At 67.6% G+C, this 18,095-nt stretch carries 18 protein-coding genes and 1 riboswitch; of the genes, 4 read left to right on the forward strand and 14 right to left on the reverse strand.

From position 1 onward, the window contains the following. Window positions 1–7 precede the first annotated feature (7 nt). Window positions 8–1,297, reverse strand: coding sequence for an MFS transporter (locus tag AC6CH3_RS11220; RefSeq protein WP_498132508.1), 1,290 nt, complete (start codon window positions 1,295–1,297; stop codon window positions 8–10). Window positions 1,298–1,320: 23 nt separating this feature from the next. Further along, window positions 1,321–2,613: a M20 metallopeptidase family protein gene (locus AC6CH3_RS11225; protein WP_498132509.1), complete on the reverse strand. Its 1,293-nt coding sequence runs from the start codon at window positions 2,611–2,613 to the stop codon at window positions 1,321–1,323. Window positions 2,614–2,726: 113 nt separating this feature from the next. Between AC6CH3_RS11225 and AC6CH3_RS11230 the strand changes: the two genes are divergently transcribed. The 3 genes from AC6CH3_RS11230 to AC6CH3_RS11240 all read left to right on the forward strand — a co-directional run bounded on the left by AC6CH3_RS11230 (window position 2,727) and on the right by AC6CH3_RS11240 (window position 6,025). Next, complete coding sequence (locus tag AC6CH3_RS11230) at window positions 2,727–3,782, forward strand: Lrp/AsnC family transcriptional regulator (protein WP_498132510.1); 1,056 nt, start codon at window positions 2,727–2,729, stop codon at window positions 3,780–3,782. A gap of 99 nt (window positions 3,783–3,881) precedes the next feature. Further along, window positions 3,882–5,243 carry an MFS transporter gene (locus AC6CH3_RS11235; protein ID WP_498132511.1) on the forward strand — a complete coding sequence of 454 codons (1,362 nt, stop codon included), beginning with the start codon at window positions 3,882–3,884 and terminating at the stop codon, window positions 5,241–5,243. 179 nt (window positions 5,244–5,422) lie between these two features. Then, window positions 5,423–6,025 carry a ferritin gene (locus AC6CH3_RS11240; RefSeq protein ID WP_498132512.1) on the forward strand — a complete coding sequence of 201 codons (603 nt, stop codon included), beginning with the start codon at window positions 5,423–5,425 and terminating at the stop codon, window positions 6,023–6,025. A gap of 65 nt (window positions 6,026–6,090) precedes the next feature. Here the strand turns inward: AC6CH3_RS11240 and AC6CH3_RS11245 are convergent, their stop codons facing one another. The 6 genes from AC6CH3_RS11245 to AC6CH3_RS11270 all read right to left on the reverse strand — a co-directional run bounded on the left by AC6CH3_RS11245 (window position 6,091) and on the right by AC6CH3_RS11270 (window position 11,363). Next, a complete protein-coding gene (locus AC6CH3_RS11245; protein ID WP_498132513.1) occupies window positions 6,091–6,669 on the reverse strand; it encodes a flavin reductase family protein in 579 nt (192 codons plus the stop codon). A 329-nt stretch (window positions 6,670–6,998) separates the two neighbouring features. Continuing rightward, entirely contained in the window at window positions 6,999–7,721 is a 723-nt protein-coding gene (locus tag AC6CH3_RS11250) for an SAM-dependent methyltransferase (protein WP_498132514.1), read from the reverse strand. Window positions 7,722–7,724: 3 nt separating this feature from the next. Beyond that, complete coding sequence (locus AC6CH3_RS11255; protein ID WP_498132515.1) at window positions 7,725–8,120, reverse strand: DUF1801 domain-containing protein; 396 nt, start codon at window positions 8,118–8,120, stop codon at window positions 7,725–7,727. Between the two features lie 50 nt (window positions 8,121–8,170). After that, window positions 8,171–8,506: a Rieske (2Fe-2S) protein gene (locus AC6CH3_RS11260; RefSeq protein WP_498132516.1), complete on the reverse strand. Its 336-nt coding sequence runs from the start codon at window positions 8,504–8,506 to the stop codon at window positions 8,171–8,173. After that, complete coding sequence (gene nirB, locus AC6CH3_RS11265; RefSeq protein WP_498132517.1) at window positions 8,503–11,016, reverse strand: nitrite reductase large subunit NirB; 2,514 nt, start codon at window positions 11,014–11,016, stop codon at window positions 8,503–8,505. The genes AC6CH3_RS11260 and nirB overlap by 4 nt, the downstream gene beginning before the upstream one ends. After that, entirely contained in the window at window positions 11,016–11,363 is a 348-nt protein-coding gene (locus AC6CH3_RS11270) for a molybdopterin oxidoreductase (protein ID WP_498132518.1), read from the reverse strand. The genes nirB and AC6CH3_RS11270 overlap by 1 nt, the downstream gene beginning before the upstream one ends. A gap of 500 nt (window positions 11,364–11,863) precedes the next feature. On the opposite strand from AC6CH3_RS11270, the gene AC6CH3_RS11275 reads away from it, so the two are divergent. Next, a complete protein-coding gene (locus AC6CH3_RS11275; protein ID WP_498132519.1) occupies window positions 11,864–13,750 on the forward strand; it encodes a DEAD/DEAH box helicase in 1,887 nt (628 codons plus the stop codon). Between the two features lie 106 nt (window positions 13,751–13,856). On the opposite strand, the gene AC6CH3_RS11280 is transcribed toward AC6CH3_RS11275, so the two are convergent. The 6 genes from AC6CH3_RS11280 to AC6CH3_RS11305 form a co-directional block, all read right to left on the reverse strand. After that, a complete protein-coding gene (locus tag AC6CH3_RS11280) occupies window positions 13,857–14,507 on the reverse strand; it encodes an MBL fold metallo-hydrolase (RefSeq protein WP_498132520.1) in 651 nt (216 codons plus the stop codon). Window positions 14,508–14,651: 144 nt separating this feature from the next. Beyond that, complete coding sequence (locus tag AC6CH3_RS11285) at window positions 14,652–15,671, reverse strand: aldo/keto reductase (protein ID WP_498132521.1); 1,020 nt, start codon at window positions 15,669–15,671, stop codon at window positions 14,652–14,654. Window positions 15,672–15,808: 137 nt separating this feature from the next. Next, window positions 15,809–16,198, reverse strand: a complete 390-nt coding sequence (locus AC6CH3_RS11290) for a DMT family transporter (RefSeq protein WP_498132522.1) — start codon at window positions 16,196–16,198, stop codon at window positions 15,809–15,811. After that, on the reverse strand, window positions 16,198–16,521 hold the full coding sequence (locus tag AC6CH3_RS11295) for a DMT family transporter (protein WP_498132523.1): 324 nt from the start codon (window positions 16,519–16,521) through the stop codon (window positions 16,198–16,200). Before AC6CH3_RS11295 ends, AC6CH3_RS11290 begins: the two co-directional genes overlap by 1 nt. Before the next feature lie 10 nt (window positions 16,522–16,531). Further along, window positions 16,532–16,597: riboswitch (guanidine-III (ykkC-III) riboswitch) on the reverse strand. Window positions 16,598–16,682: 85 nt separating this feature from the next. Further along, window positions 16,683–17,213 carry a ferritin gene (locus tag AC6CH3_RS11300; protein WP_498132524.1) on the reverse strand — a complete coding sequence of 177 codons (531 nt, stop codon included), beginning with the start codon at window positions 17,211–17,213 and terminating at the stop codon, window positions 16,683–16,685. A 76-nt stretch (window positions 17,214–17,289) separates the two neighbouring features. After that, on the reverse strand, window positions 17,290–17,943 hold the full coding sequence (locus tag AC6CH3_RS11305) for a HutD/Ves family protein (RefSeq protein ID WP_498132525.1): 654 nt from the start codon (window positions 17,941–17,943) through the stop codon (window positions 17,290–17,292). Between the last annotated feature and the right edge of the window lie 152 nt (window positions 17,944–18,095).

Genomic DNA, 18,095 nt, shown 5'->3' on the forward strand with positions numbered 1-18,095 from the left:
CCTGTATCTAGTGCGCCAGGTCCTTGCCCTTGGTCTCCGGGAGTGTGAAGACGAACGCCGCGCTGACGAATAGCAGCACCACCGCATACACATTGAACAGGTCGGGCATACGCAGCGACGTGCCGAGCCACTGCTGCAGGTAAGGGGCTGTTCCGCCGAACAGTGCCACGCAGATGGAGTAGGGCACGCCCACGCCCACGGTCCGGATGCTGGTGGGGAACAGCTCGGCGTAAACGGCCGGCACAATGGCGGCGCTCGCGGCGATGAAGATGAGCATCACGGACATGCCGACGGCGAGCTGCCACGCCGAATCCTTCAGCAGCCAGGTCATCGGGAAGTGCATCACGGCCGAGCCGATGGCGCCGGACCACAGCACCTTCTTGCGGCCGATCCGGTCGGAAAGCTTGCCCCAGAATGGCAGGGCGGCGATGAACACGATGTTGCCGATGACGCCTGCCCACAACGCCTCGCCGCGGTCGATCTTCAGGGCCGTAGTCGCGTAGCTAGGCGCCACAACGCCCCAGATGTAGTAGATCACCGTGAGTCCGACCGTCAGGCCGATGACCTGCAGGGCCTGCTTGCGGTGCCGGACGATCTGCGGCCAGATCGGGGCGCGCTTCTCGGCGACAGTCTCGCCCTCGAAGACGTCCGTCTCGTGCAGCCTGGCGCGCATGATCAGCGCGTACAGGCCCATCGCGGCGCCGATGAGGAAGGGGAGCCGCCAGCCCCAGGCGTTCATCACTTCGGTGCTCAGCACCATGTTCAGGACCGCCCCCAGCAGCGTCCCGAACAGGATGCCGACGGTGCCCGAGGTATAGATCAGGGTGGCCCAGAAGCCGCGGTGTTCCTTGGGTGCCATCTCGGAAAGATAGGTCTGCGACGACGGCAGCTCACCTCCGTGCGCCAGGCCCTGGACCAGCCGGGCCACCAGCAGCATCAGTGACGCCCACGCGCCCACGGCTGCGAACGTCGGCGCGATGCCGATCATCAGGCTGCCCAGGGATGCGAGCCCGACGGCGAGCGTCATGGAGGCCTTGCGGCCCACCCTGTCGCCGATCCAGCCGAAGAGGAACCCGCCGAACGGCCGGGCCACGAAGCCGACGGCGAAGATCGCCAGGGTGGACAGCACCGCCGAGGCCGGGTCCGACTTGCTGAACAGCTGGCTCGCGATGAACGGCGTGAAGGTGGCGTAAATGGCCCAGTCGTACCATTCGACGGCGTTGCCGATGCCGGTGCCGACCACAGTCTTTCGCGTGGACGCCCGGTCTGCTCGCTGCTGGTTGATGGTGGTGGTCATGGTTTCTCCTGGTGGGGCTGGGCTTAGGAAGCTGAGGAGGCGGAAAGGGCTGCCGGTGCCGCCGCAGGGGCGGCAGCCAGCGTGGCCAGCCGCGAGATGGCGAGTTCCGCATAGAGGGCGGCCCCGTCAGCGAGGACGCCGTCGTCGAACGTTGCGTACGGTGAGTGGTTGAACGGGGACGTGGCCGGGTCTGTGTCCCGGGGCACCGCGCTCAGTCCGATGAAGGTGCCGGGCACCTCGGCGAGGACGCGGGAGAAGTCCTCGGAACCACTGAGCGGGGTGGCCCAGCGCGAAAGCCTGGAGTCGCCGAAGAGTCCCGTGATGACCCTTTCAGCGGTGTGCGTTTCATCCTCGTCCGTGATGGTGAGGGGGTATTCCTGCTGGTAGTCCACGTCCACGCCGAGGCCGTGCGCTGCTGCGATTCCCTTGAGCAGCCGGGGCACGGCGTCCATCATCTTTTGCCGGGACTCTTCCGAGAACGTGCGGATGGTTGCCTCGATGCGGGCCGTTTCCGGGATGACGTTGCGCTTGGTGCCGGCGTGGAGCACCCCCACGGACAGGACCACGGGGTCGAACATGTTGAACTGGCGGGTGACCATGACCTGCAGGGCCGTCACCATCTCGGCCGCGGCCGTCACCGGGTCCTTGGCCGAGTGCGGGGCGGAGCCGTGGCCGCCGGCGCCGAGCACCGTGACCACCAGCCCGTCGGAAGCGCTGAGCATGACGCCCGGTTTGGTGCAGAACGTGCCGTGGGGTTCGAGGGAGGAGAACACGTGCATGCCGTAGGCGGCGTCCACCCGGCGGCCCGGCGCGTCCAGCACACCCTCGCGGATCATGTAGCTGGCGCCGTCGAAGCCTTCCTCGCCCGGCTGGAACATCAGCACGACGTCGCCGGGCAGCTGGTGCTGCCGTTCGGCCAGCAGCGTGGCGGCCCCGGCGAGCATGGACGTGTGGAGGTCATGGCCGCAGGCGTGCATGGCGCCGTCGATTCTGGAGGTGTAGTCAACGCCGGTCTTCTCCTGGACGGGCAGCCCGTCCATGTCCGCGCGGAGGAGAACTGCCGGGCGCCGGGCCGCAGCACCGTCGCCCACCATAGCCCCATCGCCGCCTCCAACGTGGGCTCCGCCGCGCAGGACCGCCGTGACCGACGTCGTGTCCCGGCCCAGGGTGATCTCGAAGGGCAAGCCGTCGAGGGCCTTGAGGATCTTTTCCTGCGTCCGCGGCAGCTCGAGGCCGATTTCCGGCTCCCGGTGCAAGTTGTGGCGGAGCCTGGCGAGGTCTTCCTGCATGTCCCTGGCGTCTGCGGCAATCGGCACGTGTACTCCCTTTGACTTCGGCTTACTCGGTCTCGGTCTATTCTGAGGTGACCTGCTTCACAGCCCGTCAAAGTGCTGTAAAAATGCATGAGAAGCGAATAATTGCAGGAATCATGCAACACGAAGGAGCTGCCGTGGAGCTCAGCGAGGAAGACCTGGCCCTTATCAACGCCCTGCAGATCGCGCCGCGCCTCAGCTGGTCGGACGCTTCGGGCATTCTCGGCGTCCACGCCACGACGCTTGCCGCCCGCTGGGACAGGCTGCGGGCGGCCGGCGCCTCGTGGACCACGGCGCACCTGATCGGAGACCCGAAGCAGATGTGCCTCGCCTTTGTGGCTGTGGACTGCGAAATGGACCGGCGGCAACAGGTCACGGCCAGTCTTGCTGCGCTGCCGGAGGTGGTCACCGTGGAGGAGGCGGCCAGCAACCGCGATCTGATGCTGACCGTCGTCACCCGGTCCCTGGAGGATTTCAGCACGAAAGTGGTGTCCCGGCTGAAGGAAACAGAGGGCTTGGTGAAGTACCAGACTGCCCTGTGCACACGGCTTCACACCGGCGCTGACACCTGGCGGCTGAACGTCCTGAGCCGTACGCAGCAGGCTGCCCTCCAGGCGTTCACCCGACCCGCATCTTCGCAGCCGGACCAGACTGGCGCTGCGCGGGAGCCGCTGCCGGCAAGCCATCTGGACCTGCTGCCCTATCTGGCCAGGGACGGACGGGCCACGGCGGCGGACATTGCCCGGGCCCTGGGCCGCAATCCTGCCACCGTCCAGCGTCAGCTGAACCGGGTGCTGGCCAGCGGCATCCTGTCCCTGCGGTGTGAGGTCGCGCAGCGTTACTCGTCGTTTCCGGTGACCTGCCAGTGGTTCGTCAACGTGCCTGCGGGCCAGCATGAAGCCGCCGCCGCGAGCATTCGGTCCATCCGGAATGTGCGGCTCAGCGCCTCGACGACGGGCCCCACCAACTTCGTGATCATCATGTGGCTGCAGTCCCTGGCCGACGTCATGGACGCCGAGCTTGCCCTGCAGCAAAAGGTGCCCGGCATCGAACTGGTGGAGAGCGTCGTCATGCTGTCCACGGTTAAACGGGTGGGCTGGATGCTGAACGAGGACTCCACGGCGAGCGGGGCCGTCGTCGTGGATGCCCACGGCCTGGAGCTCGCAGACTAGCCGGCTTGCTCCACCCGGCTTGCTCCACGCGGCTTCCTCCACAATGGCGCCGTCCTGTGGCAAGCTACCCCGTACCAACCGACTACCGATCAGGCTGCCGTGCACGAATCCGCCCCGCCGCTCTCCGCCGCCCCTGCCGCGGGGATACTCCGGCGCCCGTATCTTCTGGTGACCGTGGGATCGTGCGCCCTTGTGTTCCTTGCCGCCTTCGAATCACTGGCGGTCACCACCATCATGCCGCTCGTGAGCCGCGAGCTCGACGGCGCCAGCCTCTACGCCCTCGCGTTCGCCGGGCCGCTTGCCACGGGGGTGATCGGCATGGTGGGCGCAGGCAACTGGTCCGACCGGCGGGGCCCCCTCGCCCCGCTCTATGTGTCGGTGGCGGTGTTCGTACTCGGCCTGCTGATTGCCGGCACCGCCGGCAGCATGGCGGTTCTCGTGGCGGGCCGGCTGGTCCAGGGGTTCGGCGGCGGGGCCATCACGGTGGCCCTCTACGTGGTGGTGGCCCGGGCCTATCCACCCGGGCTGCACGCCAAAATCTTCGCTGCCTTCTCCGCAGCATGGGTCATCCCCTCCCTGGTGGGGCCCTTCGCTGCGGGCCTCGTGGCGCAGCTGGCCGGGTGGCAGTGGGTGTTCCTGGGCGTGGTGGGCCTGGTCATCCCGGCCCTGGCCATGCTCGTCCCTGCCCTGCGGGGCGTGCGCTCGGGGCCGGAAGACCAGCCGGTGCCCTGGGCATTCGGGAGGCTTGCCTGGGCTGCGCTCGCGGCGTTGGCCGTGCTGGGCCTAAACCTGTCCTCCGCCGTTCCGGTGGTCGGGGCGCTCGTGGCGGGCGCCGCCGTCGTCGTCGCGCTGCTGGCCGTCAGGCCGCTGGTGCCGCGCGGCACGCTGGTTGCCCGGCGGGGCCTGCCGAGCGTGATCCTCACCCGCGGTTTGGCGTCGGCCGGGTTTTTTGGCGCCGAGGTTTACCTGCCGTACCTGCTGGTGGAGCGCTACGCCTTCGCGCCGACGTTTGCCGGCCTCACCCTGACCGGCGGCGCGCTCGCGTGGGCAGCGGCCTCGGGCATTCAGGGCCGGCTGGGAAACCGGCTCGGCAGCCCCGTCTCGGTGCGGATCGGTTCCGTGCTGGTGCTGTCCGCCATCGTCCTCGCCCTGGTGACCACAGCGTTTGGCTGGCCGGCCGCCGTCGCGATTTCCGGGTGGATTCTGGCCGGCGGCGGCATGGGCCTGATGTATCCGCGGCTGAGCGTCATGACACTCGCCCTGTCTGCGCCGGACACGGAAGGCTTCAACAGCTCGGCGATGTCCATCGCGGACTCCCTCGGCGGTGCCCTGGCGCTCGCCGCCACAGGCATCGTGTTCACCGCATTCACGACGACGGCGGTTTCTTTCACCGGAGTTTTCGCCCTGATGGCGCTGATCGCCGCCGCCGCGGTGGCCACAGCGCCCCGCGTCGCCAACTGATTCCGGACCGCTGACCCACGAAGGAACCGCTGCTGGAACCGGGTAATGGAGACGTATTGACCCCGGGCTGGCGGCGGAGGATTCTCATTGCAGGGGCCCCGCCTGCAGCCCCGGCCCGGGTGCTGGACAGCGTTTCCAACACCGACCCAGCCTTTCAACATCGACCCGAGGAGACTCCGATGCGTAACGCTAAATTCAATGATCTGCTGGCCCACCAGGTCGGCAACGAGTTCGCCGCTTCCCAGCAGTACATCGCCATTGCCGTCTGGTTTCACGGGCAGGACCTGCCCCAGCTGGCCAAACATTTCTACCGTCAATCACTGGAAGAACGAAACCACGCCATGATGATGGTTCACTACATCCTGGACCGCGGGCTGAAGATCCCCATCCCCGGCGTGGAACCGGTCCGCAATGACTTCAACAAAGTAGAGGAGCCACTGGCCCTTGCCCTCGCCCAGGAACAGGAAGTCACCGAGAACATCAAAGAACTGTTTGCAGCCGCACGGGCGGAAAACGACGCCCTCGGAGAACAGTTCATGCTCTGGTTCCTCAAGGAACAGGTCGAGGAAGTGGCCTCGATGACGACGCTGCTGAACATCGCCCGGCGCGCGGACAACCTCTTCGACATCGAAAACTTCCTCGCCCGCGAACGCGTCGGCGATCACGGGCGCCCCGGCGGCCATCATGGCGGTCATCACGGCGGTCATCACGGACACCACGGCGGGCACGGTGGAGGAGGCCACGACTCCGGAACACCGGAAGCCGCCGGGGGGACGCTCTGACAGCCGTCCCCGCGGCAGCAGCTGGCCGGCTCGTGAGTCGCCGGCCGGCCGGGGGCAGCGGAGTCTTAAGTGACCATGGAATCAGCGCTGAGTGAGTGCCAGGAACGGTGGTGGTACACGAGCGGCCGGGACGGCCCGGCAACCCCGTCCCCAGCGGATCGGACGTTGACCTGCAGCACGCGCATCGCGACCACCACGGAGTCACCGGCATGCATTTCGTTGACAATGCTTCCCCGCAGCCAGGCATCGGCCGTGGGCAGAACGGGCTCTCCGGTGACCAGGCGGGACCAGGCGGATGTGTCCTCAAAGCGGTCGATGCCGCCGGTGGCAAAAGTTTTCGCCAGGCCAATCTGGTCTGCGCCGAGCAGATGCACGACGAGGGTCCTGGCCTTGCGGATTGCGTGCGCGGACGATGACTGCGCGGAGAGTGAAAATGCCAGGAGCGGCGGATTGACCGAGACGGAAAAGACCGAACTGGCCGTCAGCCCCACCGGCCCGCTGGCGCCCTGGGCGGTGATGATGGCAACGCCGGCAGGATGGTTGCCGAAAGCGGTCTTGAAGTCATCGATGCTGGGCATGTCGGAAGAGAGGCTCGTGGCCCCATGACGCGGCCGGGAGGCTGCGAGGGCGTACTGGATTGCCATAAAAAGGTCCTTGGGGTTTGGCGGACGAAAGCGGTGCGTCTCCACTGCTCGACCGCGGTGAAGGCCCACCCCTGGCACAACACCGCTTGAGACTGGGTGTTTTCATCGCACCGCTTCCCAACTACGATCAGGAGGAAGGCGCTTAGGTAAGGCTTACCTTGCCTCCTTGGGAAGACTGTATCAAGATCTTTGAAATGCGTGACAAACGCATACGTAATAGAAGGTTGGGGACCGGAACGGATCACTGAAGAAGGCAGGGATCAGATGCGGGGATTCAATGCATAGGATCTGGGCGGACCATCGGCCCGGCCGGCCGCCGGATGTGGCGCTTACTGCAGCGGCAGACGGGTGGCGCGCACGACGGCGTCGGCGAGGATGGCCATCTGCCCGTCCGGGCCCGTCACTTCCCGTTCCCGGCTTTCGGCCACCGCCACGTCCCATTCCGGCGGCGCGATGCCGAGTTCCGCCACGAGTTGCCCGGGTGTGAAGTACCGCCCCGTCCCGTGGCCGCCTTTCGCCTGGCCGCCCGGCGCGTCGCCGCCGTGGCTGCTGTTGCGGTGGCTCGCCCAGGGCGGCAGCCCGTCCGGGTGGTGACCCACGACGAGCAGGGTCCCGCCTGGCCGCACGGCGTCCGCCGCGAGCCGGTGCGAGCGCTGCCAGGGCATTTCCGTGGAGTGCAGGAACTGCGCGGAGACCAGGTCAAACTGCATGTCCGGAGCCCACGTTTCCAGGTCCCGCTGCAGCCAGGTGACGCGGTGGCCCGCCTCGGATTCCGCTGCGCGTCCGGCCGCACGTTCAAGCGCGACGGCGGATACATCCACCGCGGTCACCGTCCAGCCCCGCTCGGCGAGCCAGAGTGCATCGGCCCCTTCTCCGCAGCCGAGGTCCAGGGCCGCTCCAGGCGCGAGCCCGGCCGCTTCCACGACCAGCTGCGGATTCGGCCGGCCGCTCCAGACGCGGGCGCGGCTGCGGTACATCTCGTCCCAAAGGCGGGCGGCGCCGTCGTCCGTTGGTTCTGCCTGCCCGCCGGGGGAGTGCTGCTGATCGCTCATCGGTTACTGGCCCTTCTGGATCCGGCGCCAGCCGCCGGCACGGTTGTTGGCGATGATCGACCTGAACATCTCGAGCAGGGCCGGCGCGTTGATCGCTTCCCCCTCGTAGAAGGCCACCGTCCGGCCGGTCTTGTTCCCCTGCCCGCCGGTGATGAGGTGTTCCGGGTCCGGCGTCAGCCCGCCGTCGTACAGGAACACGTTCACGTGGTCCTTGGCCGCCAGCAGGGCGCAGACATTCCCCTGCAGCTCGAAGTACGGCTGGCGCGTGCGCTTGATGGTTTCGGTGATCTCCGGATCGGCGGCATGGACCAGCTCCCTGACCTGCCGGCACACTGCCTGCTGCCACTCCGGCAGGGCATCGATGTAGGCGTCCACGCGCGGATCGGCGGTGTAGTGCATGCGTATCACCCTGCCATAGAACCCCGCGCCCAACTAGGTGCCAGGGGGCGTCAGGGGAGCTGCAGGACGATGTTGCCCGCGCCGTCCTCTCCTACCGAATAGCTCCGCAGTGGCCCGGCGCCGGTGGTGGAGCAGCCAGTATCCAGTTCGAAGGAGTGTTGGTGCAGCGGGCATATCACCACGGACCGGTCAATGGTGCCGTCGGCGATCGGACCGCCTTTGTGCGGGCATACGGCTGACACCGCCCGGAGGGAGCCGTCCCGGAGCCGGAACACCGCCACCTGCTCACCGGCCACCCCGAAGGCGCGTCCCTCACCAACGGGTACCTGCTTCAGCGGGCCGAGGACGTGCACGGCGCCTGGCACAGGACCAGCCCCGGCGTTCATCGGACCGGCACCTGGGGGAGGACGGTGAGGGGAAGCGAGGTGCGGAACTGGCCCGGGGTGAGGGGGCGGTCCCGCTCGGCCCAGGGGTCCACGTAGGCGTCGACGGACTGCTGCATGGCGGCGTCCAGTTCCGGGCCGATTCCTTCTGAATCCTCCACGATCACCGAGCGGAGGTGCTCGATCCCGACCCGCGGCACAAAGGCGTAGGTCCGTTCCAGCCAGTTGGCCCGCTCGCGGTAGTACTGCATGAAGCGGCCCGTCAGCAGCTTGACCCTCTCGGGATCGTCCACGGTGGCGAGCAGGTCACCCTTGCGGATGTGTGCTCCGGCGGCGCCGCCCACATAGATCTCCCAGCGCCCGCCCTCCACGGCTACCACGCCCACGTCCTTCACCAGCGATTCGGCACAGTTCCTTGGGCAGCCGGACACGGCCAGCTTCAGCTTCGCCGGCGACTCGATGCCCTGGAACCGCGACTCGATCTCGACGCCCAGCTTCGTGGAGTCACCGGTTCCGAAGCGGCAGAACTCCTGCCCCACGCAGGTTTTCACCGTGCGGAAGCTCTTGCCGTAGGCGTAGCCGGACGGCATGTCGAGATCGGCCCAGACCTTGGGCAGGTCCTCCTTGGGGACGCCCAGCAGGTCGATCCGCTGCCCGCCCGTCAGCTTCACCATCGGAACCTTGTATTTGTCCGCGACGTCGGCGATCCGGCGGAGCTGCTCCGGCGATGTGACTCCGCCTTTCATTTGCGGCACCACGGAGAACGTGCCGTCGCGCTGGATATTGGCGTGGACGCGGTCATTCACGAACCGTGCGTCCCGCTCATCGATGTACTCGCCGGCCCACATCATCTTCAGCAGCGACGCCAGGCCCATCTTGGACTTGGCGTCCTCGGCGCCTCCTGGAGCAAGGGCCGCGAAGACCGCCGACACGGACCGCAGCCCCTGTTCGCGGATGGCCTTCATCAGGTCCGCTTTCTCCAGCGGAACGCCCGGCACGTAGTACGTGGCGGCCGGATCCTCCCCGACCGCGCCGTCCGCGGCCCACTCCACCACCTGCCGGACCAGCAGCTTGCAGGAGCCGCAGCCCTTGCCCGCCCGGGTCGCGTCCATGACTCCGGCCAGCGTGCTGCAGCCGCCCTTCACCGTATCCACCAGCGCCTGCTTGCTGACCCCGTTGCAGTTGCAGACCTGCGCGTCGCCGGCGAGTTCAGCGACGCCCGCCTCCTCAGCCGGCCCGCCGACGTCGAACAGCAATGAGACGCGCTCCTCCGGAAGCGGGAGGCCGCGATCGAACGCCTGCGTTAGAAATGCCACCTTGCGGCTGTCCCCGAGCAGTGTGGCGCCCACGATCTTGCCGTCCCGGATCACGATCGACTTGAAGACGCCGCGGCTGGGTTCGGAAAACACCACGTGTTCGTCCGTCTCCCGTTCCGGAGCCTGCAGCCCCATGGACGCGACATCGACGCCGGCCACCTTGAGCTTCGTGGCGGTCCGGGTCCCCAGGTACGCCGCTTTGGGATTGGCCCCCGTCACGTGGTCCGCCAGCACGGCGGCCTGCTCCCACAGCGGTGCCACCAGGCCGTACACCTCGCCGCGGTGCTGGACGCATTCCCCCACCGCATAGATGTCTTCCTCGTCCGGGACGCGCATGTGGTCGTCAACAACAATGGCGCGCTCCACGGACAGGCCGCTGGTGACCGCCACTTCCACGTTGGGGCGGATGCCGGCCGCCACCACCACCATGTCGCAGGCGATGTCCGGCCTGTCCCGCAGCCGGACGCTGCGAACCTTGTCCCCGCCCAGGATTGCCGTGGTGCGGCTGCCCGTGTGGACCCTGATGCCGAGGGCCTCCACGCTGCGGCGCAGGACCGCACCGCCGTCGGGTCCCATCTGCGCGTTCATGAGGTGGCCGCCGGAGTGCACCACGTCGACGTCGATGCCGTGGCTTTGCAGCCCGCGCGCGGCTTCCAGCCCCAGCAGTCCGCCGCCGATCACCACCGCGCGGCGGTGGTGGTCCTGCTGCGCGTAGGCGACCATGTTGCGCGTGTCGTCGATGGTGCGGAAGGCGAATATCCCGGGCAGCAGGCGGCCGCCGGGCGTGTACATGCCGTCCATCGGCGGCAGGTGGGAGCGGCTGCCGGTGGCGATCACCAGGACGTCGTACGGGGTGGCCCTGCCGTCGTCGGAAAATACCAGCCTGGCGAACCGGTCGATCCGCTCCACCCGGACGCCAGCGTGCAGCGTGATGTCATTTTCCTGGTACCAGGCCAGGGAGTTGAGAAAGATGTTGCCGGTCTCCTCCTCGCCGGACAGAACGTGGCTGAGCATGATCCGGTTGTAGTTGCCGTACGGTTCGTCGCCGAACATGGTGATCCTGTACTGCACACCGCCGCCGCGGCCCAGGATTTCCTCCACGGCCCGCGCCCCGGCCATGCCGTTGCCGATCACCACGAGCCGACGGCGGGAGTCAACGGTTTTCGTCCGGGCGGCCCGGCTCGCCAGCGTGGTCATCAGTGCTCCACCATGCCGAGGTCCACCACCACGGAACCGCTGACGCCGGTATCCGCCAGCAGCCTGAGCTCGATCAGCGAGCCGCCCTCGATGTCCTCCACTACCCGCAGCGGAACGTGGACGTCGCTCCTGGCCCCGATGGGGAAGTAGCGCATGGGGATGCCGTCCCGCATCAGGACCACAGTGATCAGTTCCCCGGAGGAGTTGCCTCCCCGGAAGTAGAGCGTCTGGTTGATCACGCCGTCCGGTACGTAGCGGGAAAGCTGGCTGTGGATGGGAACGGGTTTTTCCAGCCCGGCTCCGTTGAACGGGAAGATGCCTTGGAGGAAGAGATTCTTCAGAACCATGGTCAGACCCTTTCGGCAAGTGGTGCACTTATCCCCGCATAGGGCCATCCTGCGCCCGCCGTGTTACAGCCCCCTGCGGGCTGTGTAATTTCCGCTTAACACCTTTCTCACCACTCGCGGTTCTCACCTCACGGCCTAACGTACGGGCAGTTGCGATCCGTCCCCCGCCACCGGTTGCGGAGCCGCCTTGTCGGGGCTGCGTGCTGCCGGATGCTAAGCTGGTGGAACTTGATGTGCAGTGATGCCCACTTTGGTCTTGATCGACCGGTTCCGGTTCATCAACCGGTTCCCCGAAGGATTTATCCGGCAGGGAGTGGGTTTTTTCATGTGAGAGGCACATCCTGCGTCGATGAACGCGTTCTATTTGGTCCCGACTGCCGCAATGCATCACTGGCAGCAGCCCGGTTGATCACCTGACTTTTCTTCGGCGAACCCCCTGTGCCAACCGGCGTCGGGGGCCGATATCCGCATGGATACCGCCTGAAAGACCTTTGAAACACATGACTACTTTCGCTGCCCTCGGCACGCCCAAAGCACTTGCCGACACTCTGACAGCACAGGGGATCGAGACCCCGTTCCCCATCCAGGTCAAGACCCTGCCGGACACCCTGGCCGGACGCGACGTCCTGGGCCGCGGCCGCACCGGCTCCGGCAAGACCATCGCCTTCGCCATCCCGCTGGTGGCCCGCCTCGCCGAGCGCGAAGCCAAGCACTTCCGCAAGCCCGGCCGCCCGATGGGCCTGGTCCTTGCACCCACCCGTGAGCTGGCCACCCAGATCAACGCCACGATCGAGCCGCTGGCCAAGGCTGCCGGCCTGAACACCACCGTGATCTACGGCGGCATTTCCCAGGCGCGCCAGGAGAAGGCCCTGCGCGCGGGCGTCGACATTGTCATCGCCTGCCCGGGACGTCTGGAGGACCTGATCCGCCAGCGCATCCTGACCCTCGAGGCTGTGGAGATCACCGTCCTGGACGAGGCCGACCACATGGCCGACCTCGGCTTCCTGCCGGTCGTGAAGAAGCTCATGGACATGACCCCCAGCCAGGGCCAGCGCCTGCTCTTCTCCGCCACCTTGGACAACGGCGTGGACAAGATCGTCCAGCGCTACCTGTCCAACCCGCTCACCCACTCGGTGGACGATCCGCAGGCCGCGGTCACCACCATGGAGCACCACGTGCTGGTGGTCAACGACCAGACGGTCAAGAAGCAGCTGATCGTCGAGCTCGCCTCGGGTGCCGGCCGCCGCGTGCTCTTCATGCGCACCAAGCACCACGCCCGCAAGCTGGCCAAGACCCTGACCGACGCCGGGATCCCCGCCGTCGACCTGCACGGCAACCTGTCGCAGAACGCCCGCGACCGCAACCTGGCCGAGTTCTCCTCCGGTGAGGTCCGCGTCCTGGTGGCCACCGACGTCGCCGCCCGCGGCGTCCACGTGGACGACGTCGAGCTTGTCATCCACGTTGACCCGCCCACCGAGCACAAGGCGTACCTGCACCGCTCTGGCCGTACGGCCCGCGCCGGTTCCGACGGAACTGTGGTCACGCTGACCCTGCCCGAGCAGCAGTCTGACGTCAAGAAGCTGATGAAGGCCGCCGGCGTCGAGGTTAACTTCGAGCGCGTCACCGCCAACTCACCCCTGGTTGCTGAACTGGTGGGCGAAATGGCCGACAAGATTGACCCCCGCACCCGCGCGGCACTGCTCGCTGCCAAGGCGCAGCAGGGCGGTGGCTCCTCCACGGGGGCCAACGCCGAGCGCAAGCGGGCCCGCCGCCAGGCCGCACCCACGGCCGGTGGCCGCGGCGGACGTGGCGGACGCGGTCGCGTTTCCGCAGAGCCGGCCCGATCCGATGCTCCCCGTGCCGAGCGCCGCGCAGCAGCTTTCGAAGGCCGCACCGAAGCCCGCGCGGCGTTCGACCGTGTAGCGGAGCAGAACGAGGACCGCGCTATTGCAGCTGCTGCTGCACGCCGCAACGCCCGCGGCCGCGGCACTGCCTCGACGCACCGCAACGACGTCCCCGCAGCAGGTGGCCGTTCCTCGGCCGGCCGCGGTTCGGACGGACGTTCTGAATCCCGCATCACCCGCAGCGATGCTCCCCGCGGCGGCACGGGCCGCCCGCCCGCATCCGGCGGCCAGCGCGGCGGACGTCCGGCCACGGGCCAGCGCGCCGCGGCAGCCGGTGCACGCACTGGTGCTACGGGCGGTGAGCGCGCTGCAACCGGCGGCAAGTCGGGCGGAAGCGCCCCGGTCTGGTCCTCCAACACCGGTGGCACCTCGGGCGGCTCCTACGCCGGCGGCGGAAATGGCCGTTCCGGCGGCGGCCGGCCGGCCCGCAGCGGCCCCCGCCGCGCCTCGGCTCCGGCGTCGAACGAGCGCCGCGGCCGCTAGGGTTACTGTTTTGCGCTAGCCAAAAAGCCGGACGCTACGGGAATTCCGCAGCGTCCGGCTTTTTCCGCAGCGACAGTCACTTTGCGCAGCGACAGTGGCAGCGGCCTCACCAGCCGCGGGCGCGCCACTCCGCCAGGTGCGGACGCTCCGCGCCAAGGGTGGTGGGCTTGCCATGGCCGGGGTGCACCACGGTGTCGTCCGGGTAGACATCGAACAGCCGTTCGCTGACGTCCGCGATGAGCTGGTTGAACCTTGCGGGATCCTTCTGGGTGTTGCCCACGCCGCCCGGAAATAGCGAATCCCCCGAAAAGATGTGGGCCGGGCCCTCCGGATCCTGGTAGACGAGTGCCACCGAACCGGGGGTGTGTCCGCGCAGATGCACGGCCGTCACGTCGAAGCCGTCGAAGGTGCCGACGTCGCCGTTGTCCAGCAGCACGTCCACTGCCACCGGCAACGCCGCGGCATCATCCGTGCCCGCCGCCGTCTTTGCCCCGGTGGCTTCCACAAGCTCCTGAAGTGCGCGGACGTGGTCCCAATGCTGGTGCGTGGTGGCGATCAAGGCCAGCTTGGGCGCGGCCGCGGTGTCGGCGGCAGCGTCCGCGAGCAGGCCCTGGATTGCTGGCAGGTCATCCGCGGCATCGATCAGCAGCTGTGCGCCTGACTCCTTCGCGGTCAGCAGGTACACGTTGTTGTCCATCTCGCTGACGGAAATACGGCGGATGGTGATGTCCCGGAGTGAATGAATGAGCGTGTCCATGCGCCTCAGTCTACGAAGGTTGAGCGCTGACGCTCCTGCAGAAGCCGCCGCGCCGTCCGCGGATTCCAGAATCGGAATGCGGAGGGCGCGGCGTTTCTGTATTCAGTGCGCGGTTCAGTGAGCAGCACACGCGCCGGGAGTTGCTTACTCGCGGCCCAGAGACACCCACTGCGGATCAGCGGACCGGGAACCGACGACGGCGTCCGCGGCGGCGTCGAGCGCTTCCAGTTGCGCCGGGGTCAGCTCCACAGCCAGTGCGCCCAGGTTTTCGTCGATGCGGTGCGCTTTGCGCGTGCCGGGAATCGGGACCACGGGCAGGCCAAGCCGCCGGCCGGTGGCCAGCAGCCAAGCCAGCGCCACCTGCGCCGGCGTAGCGTCCAGCACGGTGGCCACGAGCTGCACGGCCGCCACCACCGCCCGGTTGGCATCCGCTGCATCCTCGGCGAACCGCGGGATCTTGCGCCGGAAGTCGTCGTCGCCGAGCTGCGCCGCGTCGACGGTTCCGGTGAGGAATCCCCGGCCCAGGGGAGAGTACGGCACGAAGCCCACGCCCAGCTCCGCCGCGGCCGGAACCACGTTGCGTTCCACATCCCGGCTCCAGATGGACCACTCGCTCTGTACCGCCGCAATGGGGTGGACACTGCTGGCCTCGCGGAGTTCACTGGCGGTCACTTCGGACAGTCCGAGATGCCGGACCTTGCCCTCGCGGACCAGTTCGGCCATGGCCCCCACGGTTTCTGAGATCGGAACCCGGACGTCCCGGCGGTGCATGTAGTACAGGTCGATGACGTCCGTCCCCAGCCGCTGCAGGCTGCGGTCGACGGCTGCCTTCACGTACGGCGCGTCCCCGCGGACTTCTCCGTGACCGGCATGCGGGTTGCCGACGATGGCGAATTTCGTAGCCAGCTGGACGTCGTCGCGCCGGCCCTTGAGCAGGCGGCCGATCAGCTCCTCATTGCTGCCACCGCCGTATATGTCAGCGGTGTCGATGAAGCTCATCCCGGCGTCCACCGCGTGATGGAGGGTCCGGAGGGCCTGGCCAGGGTCCACCCCGCCGTACACGGGGGTGAGGGCCATGCCGCCGAAGCCGAGGGGGCTGACGTGGAGGCCGTCGCCCAGATGCACTGATGCTGCCTGAACCGATGTTGCCGCGTTGTCCGTCATCTTAATCTCCGTCTCGTCGTCAGCAGTATCTTGGTCAACAGTCTGTTGGTAAACAGCTTTCCCAGCCAAGAACCCTGGCGGCGATCCGCATATTCCGCCCCGCATATTCCGCCCGCATATTCCGCCCGGCTACCCAGCTACCCGGGCGGTGTCTGCCGCGCCCCGCCCGCAGTCCCGGCGGGGAGCAGCTTCAGGCCCGCCGCGCAGCCCACGATCCCGGCAATGAACAGCAGCTTGAGCACGCTGAAGGGCTCGACACCGGTTGCCATGGCCCAGCCGACCGTCAGCGCCGCGCCGATCCCCACCCAAACGGCGTAGGCCGTGCCGAGCGGGATGCGCTTCACCGCCAGGCCGAGGCCCCACATGCTCAGCACCGCGGCCACGACAAACACCAGGGACGGCACCTGGCGGGTCAGGCCGTCGGACAGTCCCAAGGCGGTGGCCCATACTGCCTCAAGGACTGCGGAGGCCAGCAGCATGAACCAGGCCGCGCGGTGCTTTTTCGAGGACATCTGGTTCGCAGTCATCACGCCACCACCTTCAGGCCGACCACGCAGGCGGCGATCCCGCCGAGCAGCAGCAGCCGCACCGCCGTCGGCCGTTCCACCTTGGTGACTATCGCGTAGCCGGAGGTCAGAACGACGCCGACGCCGACCCACACGGCGTAGGCCGTGCCGGTGGGGATGGACTGCATCGCAAGGGCCAGGCCGCCCGTGCTGGCCACGACGGAGGCCAGGAAGAGCGCGGCGGGTGCGATCCGCCGCCGGCCGGTGGACTGGGAGGCACGGTGCAGCGCGGCCGCCCACACCGCCTCGAGGGCACCGGAGAGAAGGAGAATGAACCACGACATGACTGCTCCTTGTGGCCAGTCTTGTCGCGTGCCGGGTACTGAACCCTCGTCCGGAGGTCCGGGAAAAGGACCTTGGTTTTCACCCTAGCAACGCCCGACGGCGGGTGCCACCGTTGGTGGTTAACCTCACCGCGGCACGTGTCCCGCCACGGCAGCAGCTTCTAGAGTGTGCCTCCGGCGGCCACCGGTGCAGCTGCGTCATGCCCGCTGTCGCCGATGCTTTCCCGGGCGACGAAGTTCTCGATGTCGAAGAGGTTCTCCGCCCGCTCGGCGATATTGAGGAGAGTGCTCATCGAGGCGACTTCCTCGACCTGTTCCTTGAGGAACCAGAGCATGAACTGCTCGCCCAGTGCGTCATCCTCCGCACGGGCAGCCCTGAACAGGCTTTCGATGCTCCTGGTGACTTCCTTTTCCTGCTGCAGCGCCAGGGCCAGCGGCTCGGTCACGGAGGCGAAGTCGTTCCGGACGTTGGGCACACCGGGAATGGAGACGGGAAGGTTCCGGTCCAGCATGTACTGCACCATCATCATGGCGTGGTTGCGTTCCTCCACGGACTGCCGGTAGAAGTATTTGGCCAGCTGGGGGAGGTCCTGGTTGGCGAACCAGACGGCCACCGCAATGTACTGCTGCGAGGCTGAGAACTCGTTGCCGACCTGGAGCGAGAGGAGATCATTGAACTTTGATTTCGTCATGGCTCCGAGTCTAGGTCCGCCGGTCCCGCCTAACCAGTGTGGCAATGCTGGGCTAAGGAAGCGCAGCCTTCCCTGTTCAGGGTCCGGCCGGGACCGTGTCGATGGACACCACAGCCAGGAACCCGCGGCCCAAAATTTCCGGTGACCGGGAGCGGGAACCGACCACGGCGTCGTAGCGGCCGAGCGGTTCAGGAGCGCCCGGGCCGGCTTTCCCACCGGTGCCCGCTTCGTCAGCGGAGGCCTCCGGGTCGTCAGCGGTTGCCTCAAGGTCGGCGCCGGGGGTCGCCGTCGCGTCGCCCTGGAGCAGGATGCCCAGCTGCCCCTCGAACAGCGGGTGGGCCCGCTTCTTGGAAAGCTCGACGATCGAGGCGAACCCTTTGTACGCGCCGTCGCGGGTGATGACATTGAGGGCGCGGATGTCGCCTGTGGGCAGGGCGGCGGAGCAGTCCGCATCCCCGGAACAGCGGAACGCCCGGTACTTCTCCAGAGGGTGTTCGCCACCGTCGACGCTCAGGAGCAGGAGCTCGCCCTCGATCACCGTCAGTACCCGTTCCATGCCGGGGAAGGGAGAAAAATCGCCGGACTTCGTGATGTCCGCGATGCTGACCCGCCAGTCCCAGGCGCCGTCCTGCGCCGAGGCGGCCAGGGGATGGCTCACCAGCTCCCTGGTCACGCCGCCTCCATTGCGCCACGGCTGCGGTCTGAGGTCTGCGAAGCGAATGATCTCCATCCGCCCAGCCTAGCTGTATTCACCTGAGAGGTCGGCGACGCGGAGCGCCGCCGCAAGCACCTGCCGCAAGCCCCCGCCCCAATCAGCTGCTGGGCGCGGGAGGCTTGGTTACCCGGCCTCGTTGCCCCCGCCATTCCGCCCGCGTAAAGTCA

It is taken from the genome of Arthrobacter sp. GQ119, assembly GCF_059759125.1.

Bases quoted from the DNA above. Each gene is read 5' to 3' on its own strand.
- AC6CH3_RS11220 (WP_498132508.1), bottom strand. From the start codon at position 1,297: ATGACCACCACCATCAACCAGCAGCGAGCAGACCGGGCGTCCACGCGA.
- AC6CH3_RS11230 (WP_498132510.1), top strand. From the start codon at position 2,727: ATGCAACACGAAGGAGCTGCCGTGGAGCTCAGCGAGGAAGACCTGGCC.
- AC6CH3_RS11240 (WP_498132512.1), top strand. From the start codon at position 5,423: ATGCGTAACGCTAAATTCAATGATCTGCTGGCCCACCAGGTCGGCAAC.
- AC6CH3_RS11245 (WP_498132513.1), bottom strand. From the start codon at position 6,669: ATGGCAATCCAGTACGCCCTCGCAGCCTCCCGGCCGCGTCATGGGGCC.
- AC6CH3_RS11250 (WP_498132514.1), bottom strand. From the start codon at position 7,721: ATGAGCGATCAGCAGCACTCCCCCGGCGGGCAGGCAGAACCAACGGAC.
- AC6CH3_RS11255 (WP_498132515.1), bottom strand. From the start codon at position 8,120: ATGCACTACACCGCCGATCCGCGCGTGGACGCCTACATCGATGCCCTG.
- AC6CH3_RS11260 (WP_498132516.1), bottom strand. From the start codon at position 8,506: ATGAACGCCGGGGCTGGTCCTGTGCCAGGCGCCGTGCACGTCCTCGGC.
- nirB (WP_498132517.1), bottom strand. From the start codon at position 11,016: ATGACCACGCTGGCGAGCCGGGCCGCCCGGACGAAAACCGTTGACTCC.
- AC6CH3_RS11270 (WP_498132518.1), bottom strand. From the start codon at position 11,363: ATGGTTCTGAAGAATCTCTTCCTCCAAGGCATCTTCCCGTTCAACGGA.
- AC6CH3_RS11275 (WP_498132519.1), top strand. From the start codon at position 11,864: ATGACTACTTTCGCTGCCCTCGGCACGCCCAAAGCACTTGCCGACACT.
- AC6CH3_RS11280 (WP_498132520.1), bottom strand. From the start codon at position 14,507: ATGGACACGCTCATTCATTCACTCCGGGACATCACCATCCGCCGTATT.
- AC6CH3_RS11285 (WP_498132521.1), bottom strand. From the start codon at position 15,671: ATGACGGACAACGCGGCAACATCGGTTCAGGCAGCATCAGTGCATCTG.
- AC6CH3_RS11290 (WP_498132522.1), bottom strand. From the start codon at position 16,198: ATGACTGCGAACCAGATGTCCTCGAAAAAGCACCGCGCGGCCTGGTTC.
- AC6CH3_RS11295 (WP_498132523.1), bottom strand. From the start codon at position 16,521: ATGTCGTGGTTCATTCTCCTTCTCTCCGGTGCCCTCGAGGCGGTGTGG.
- AC6CH3_RS11300 (WP_498132524.1), bottom strand. From the start codon at position 17,213: ATGACGAAATCAAAGTTCAATGATCTCCTCTCGCTCCAGGTCGGCAAC.
- AC6CH3_RS11305 (WP_498132525.1), bottom strand. From the start codon at position 17,943: ATGGAGATCATTCGCTTCGCAGACCTCAGACCGCAGCCGTGGCGCAAT.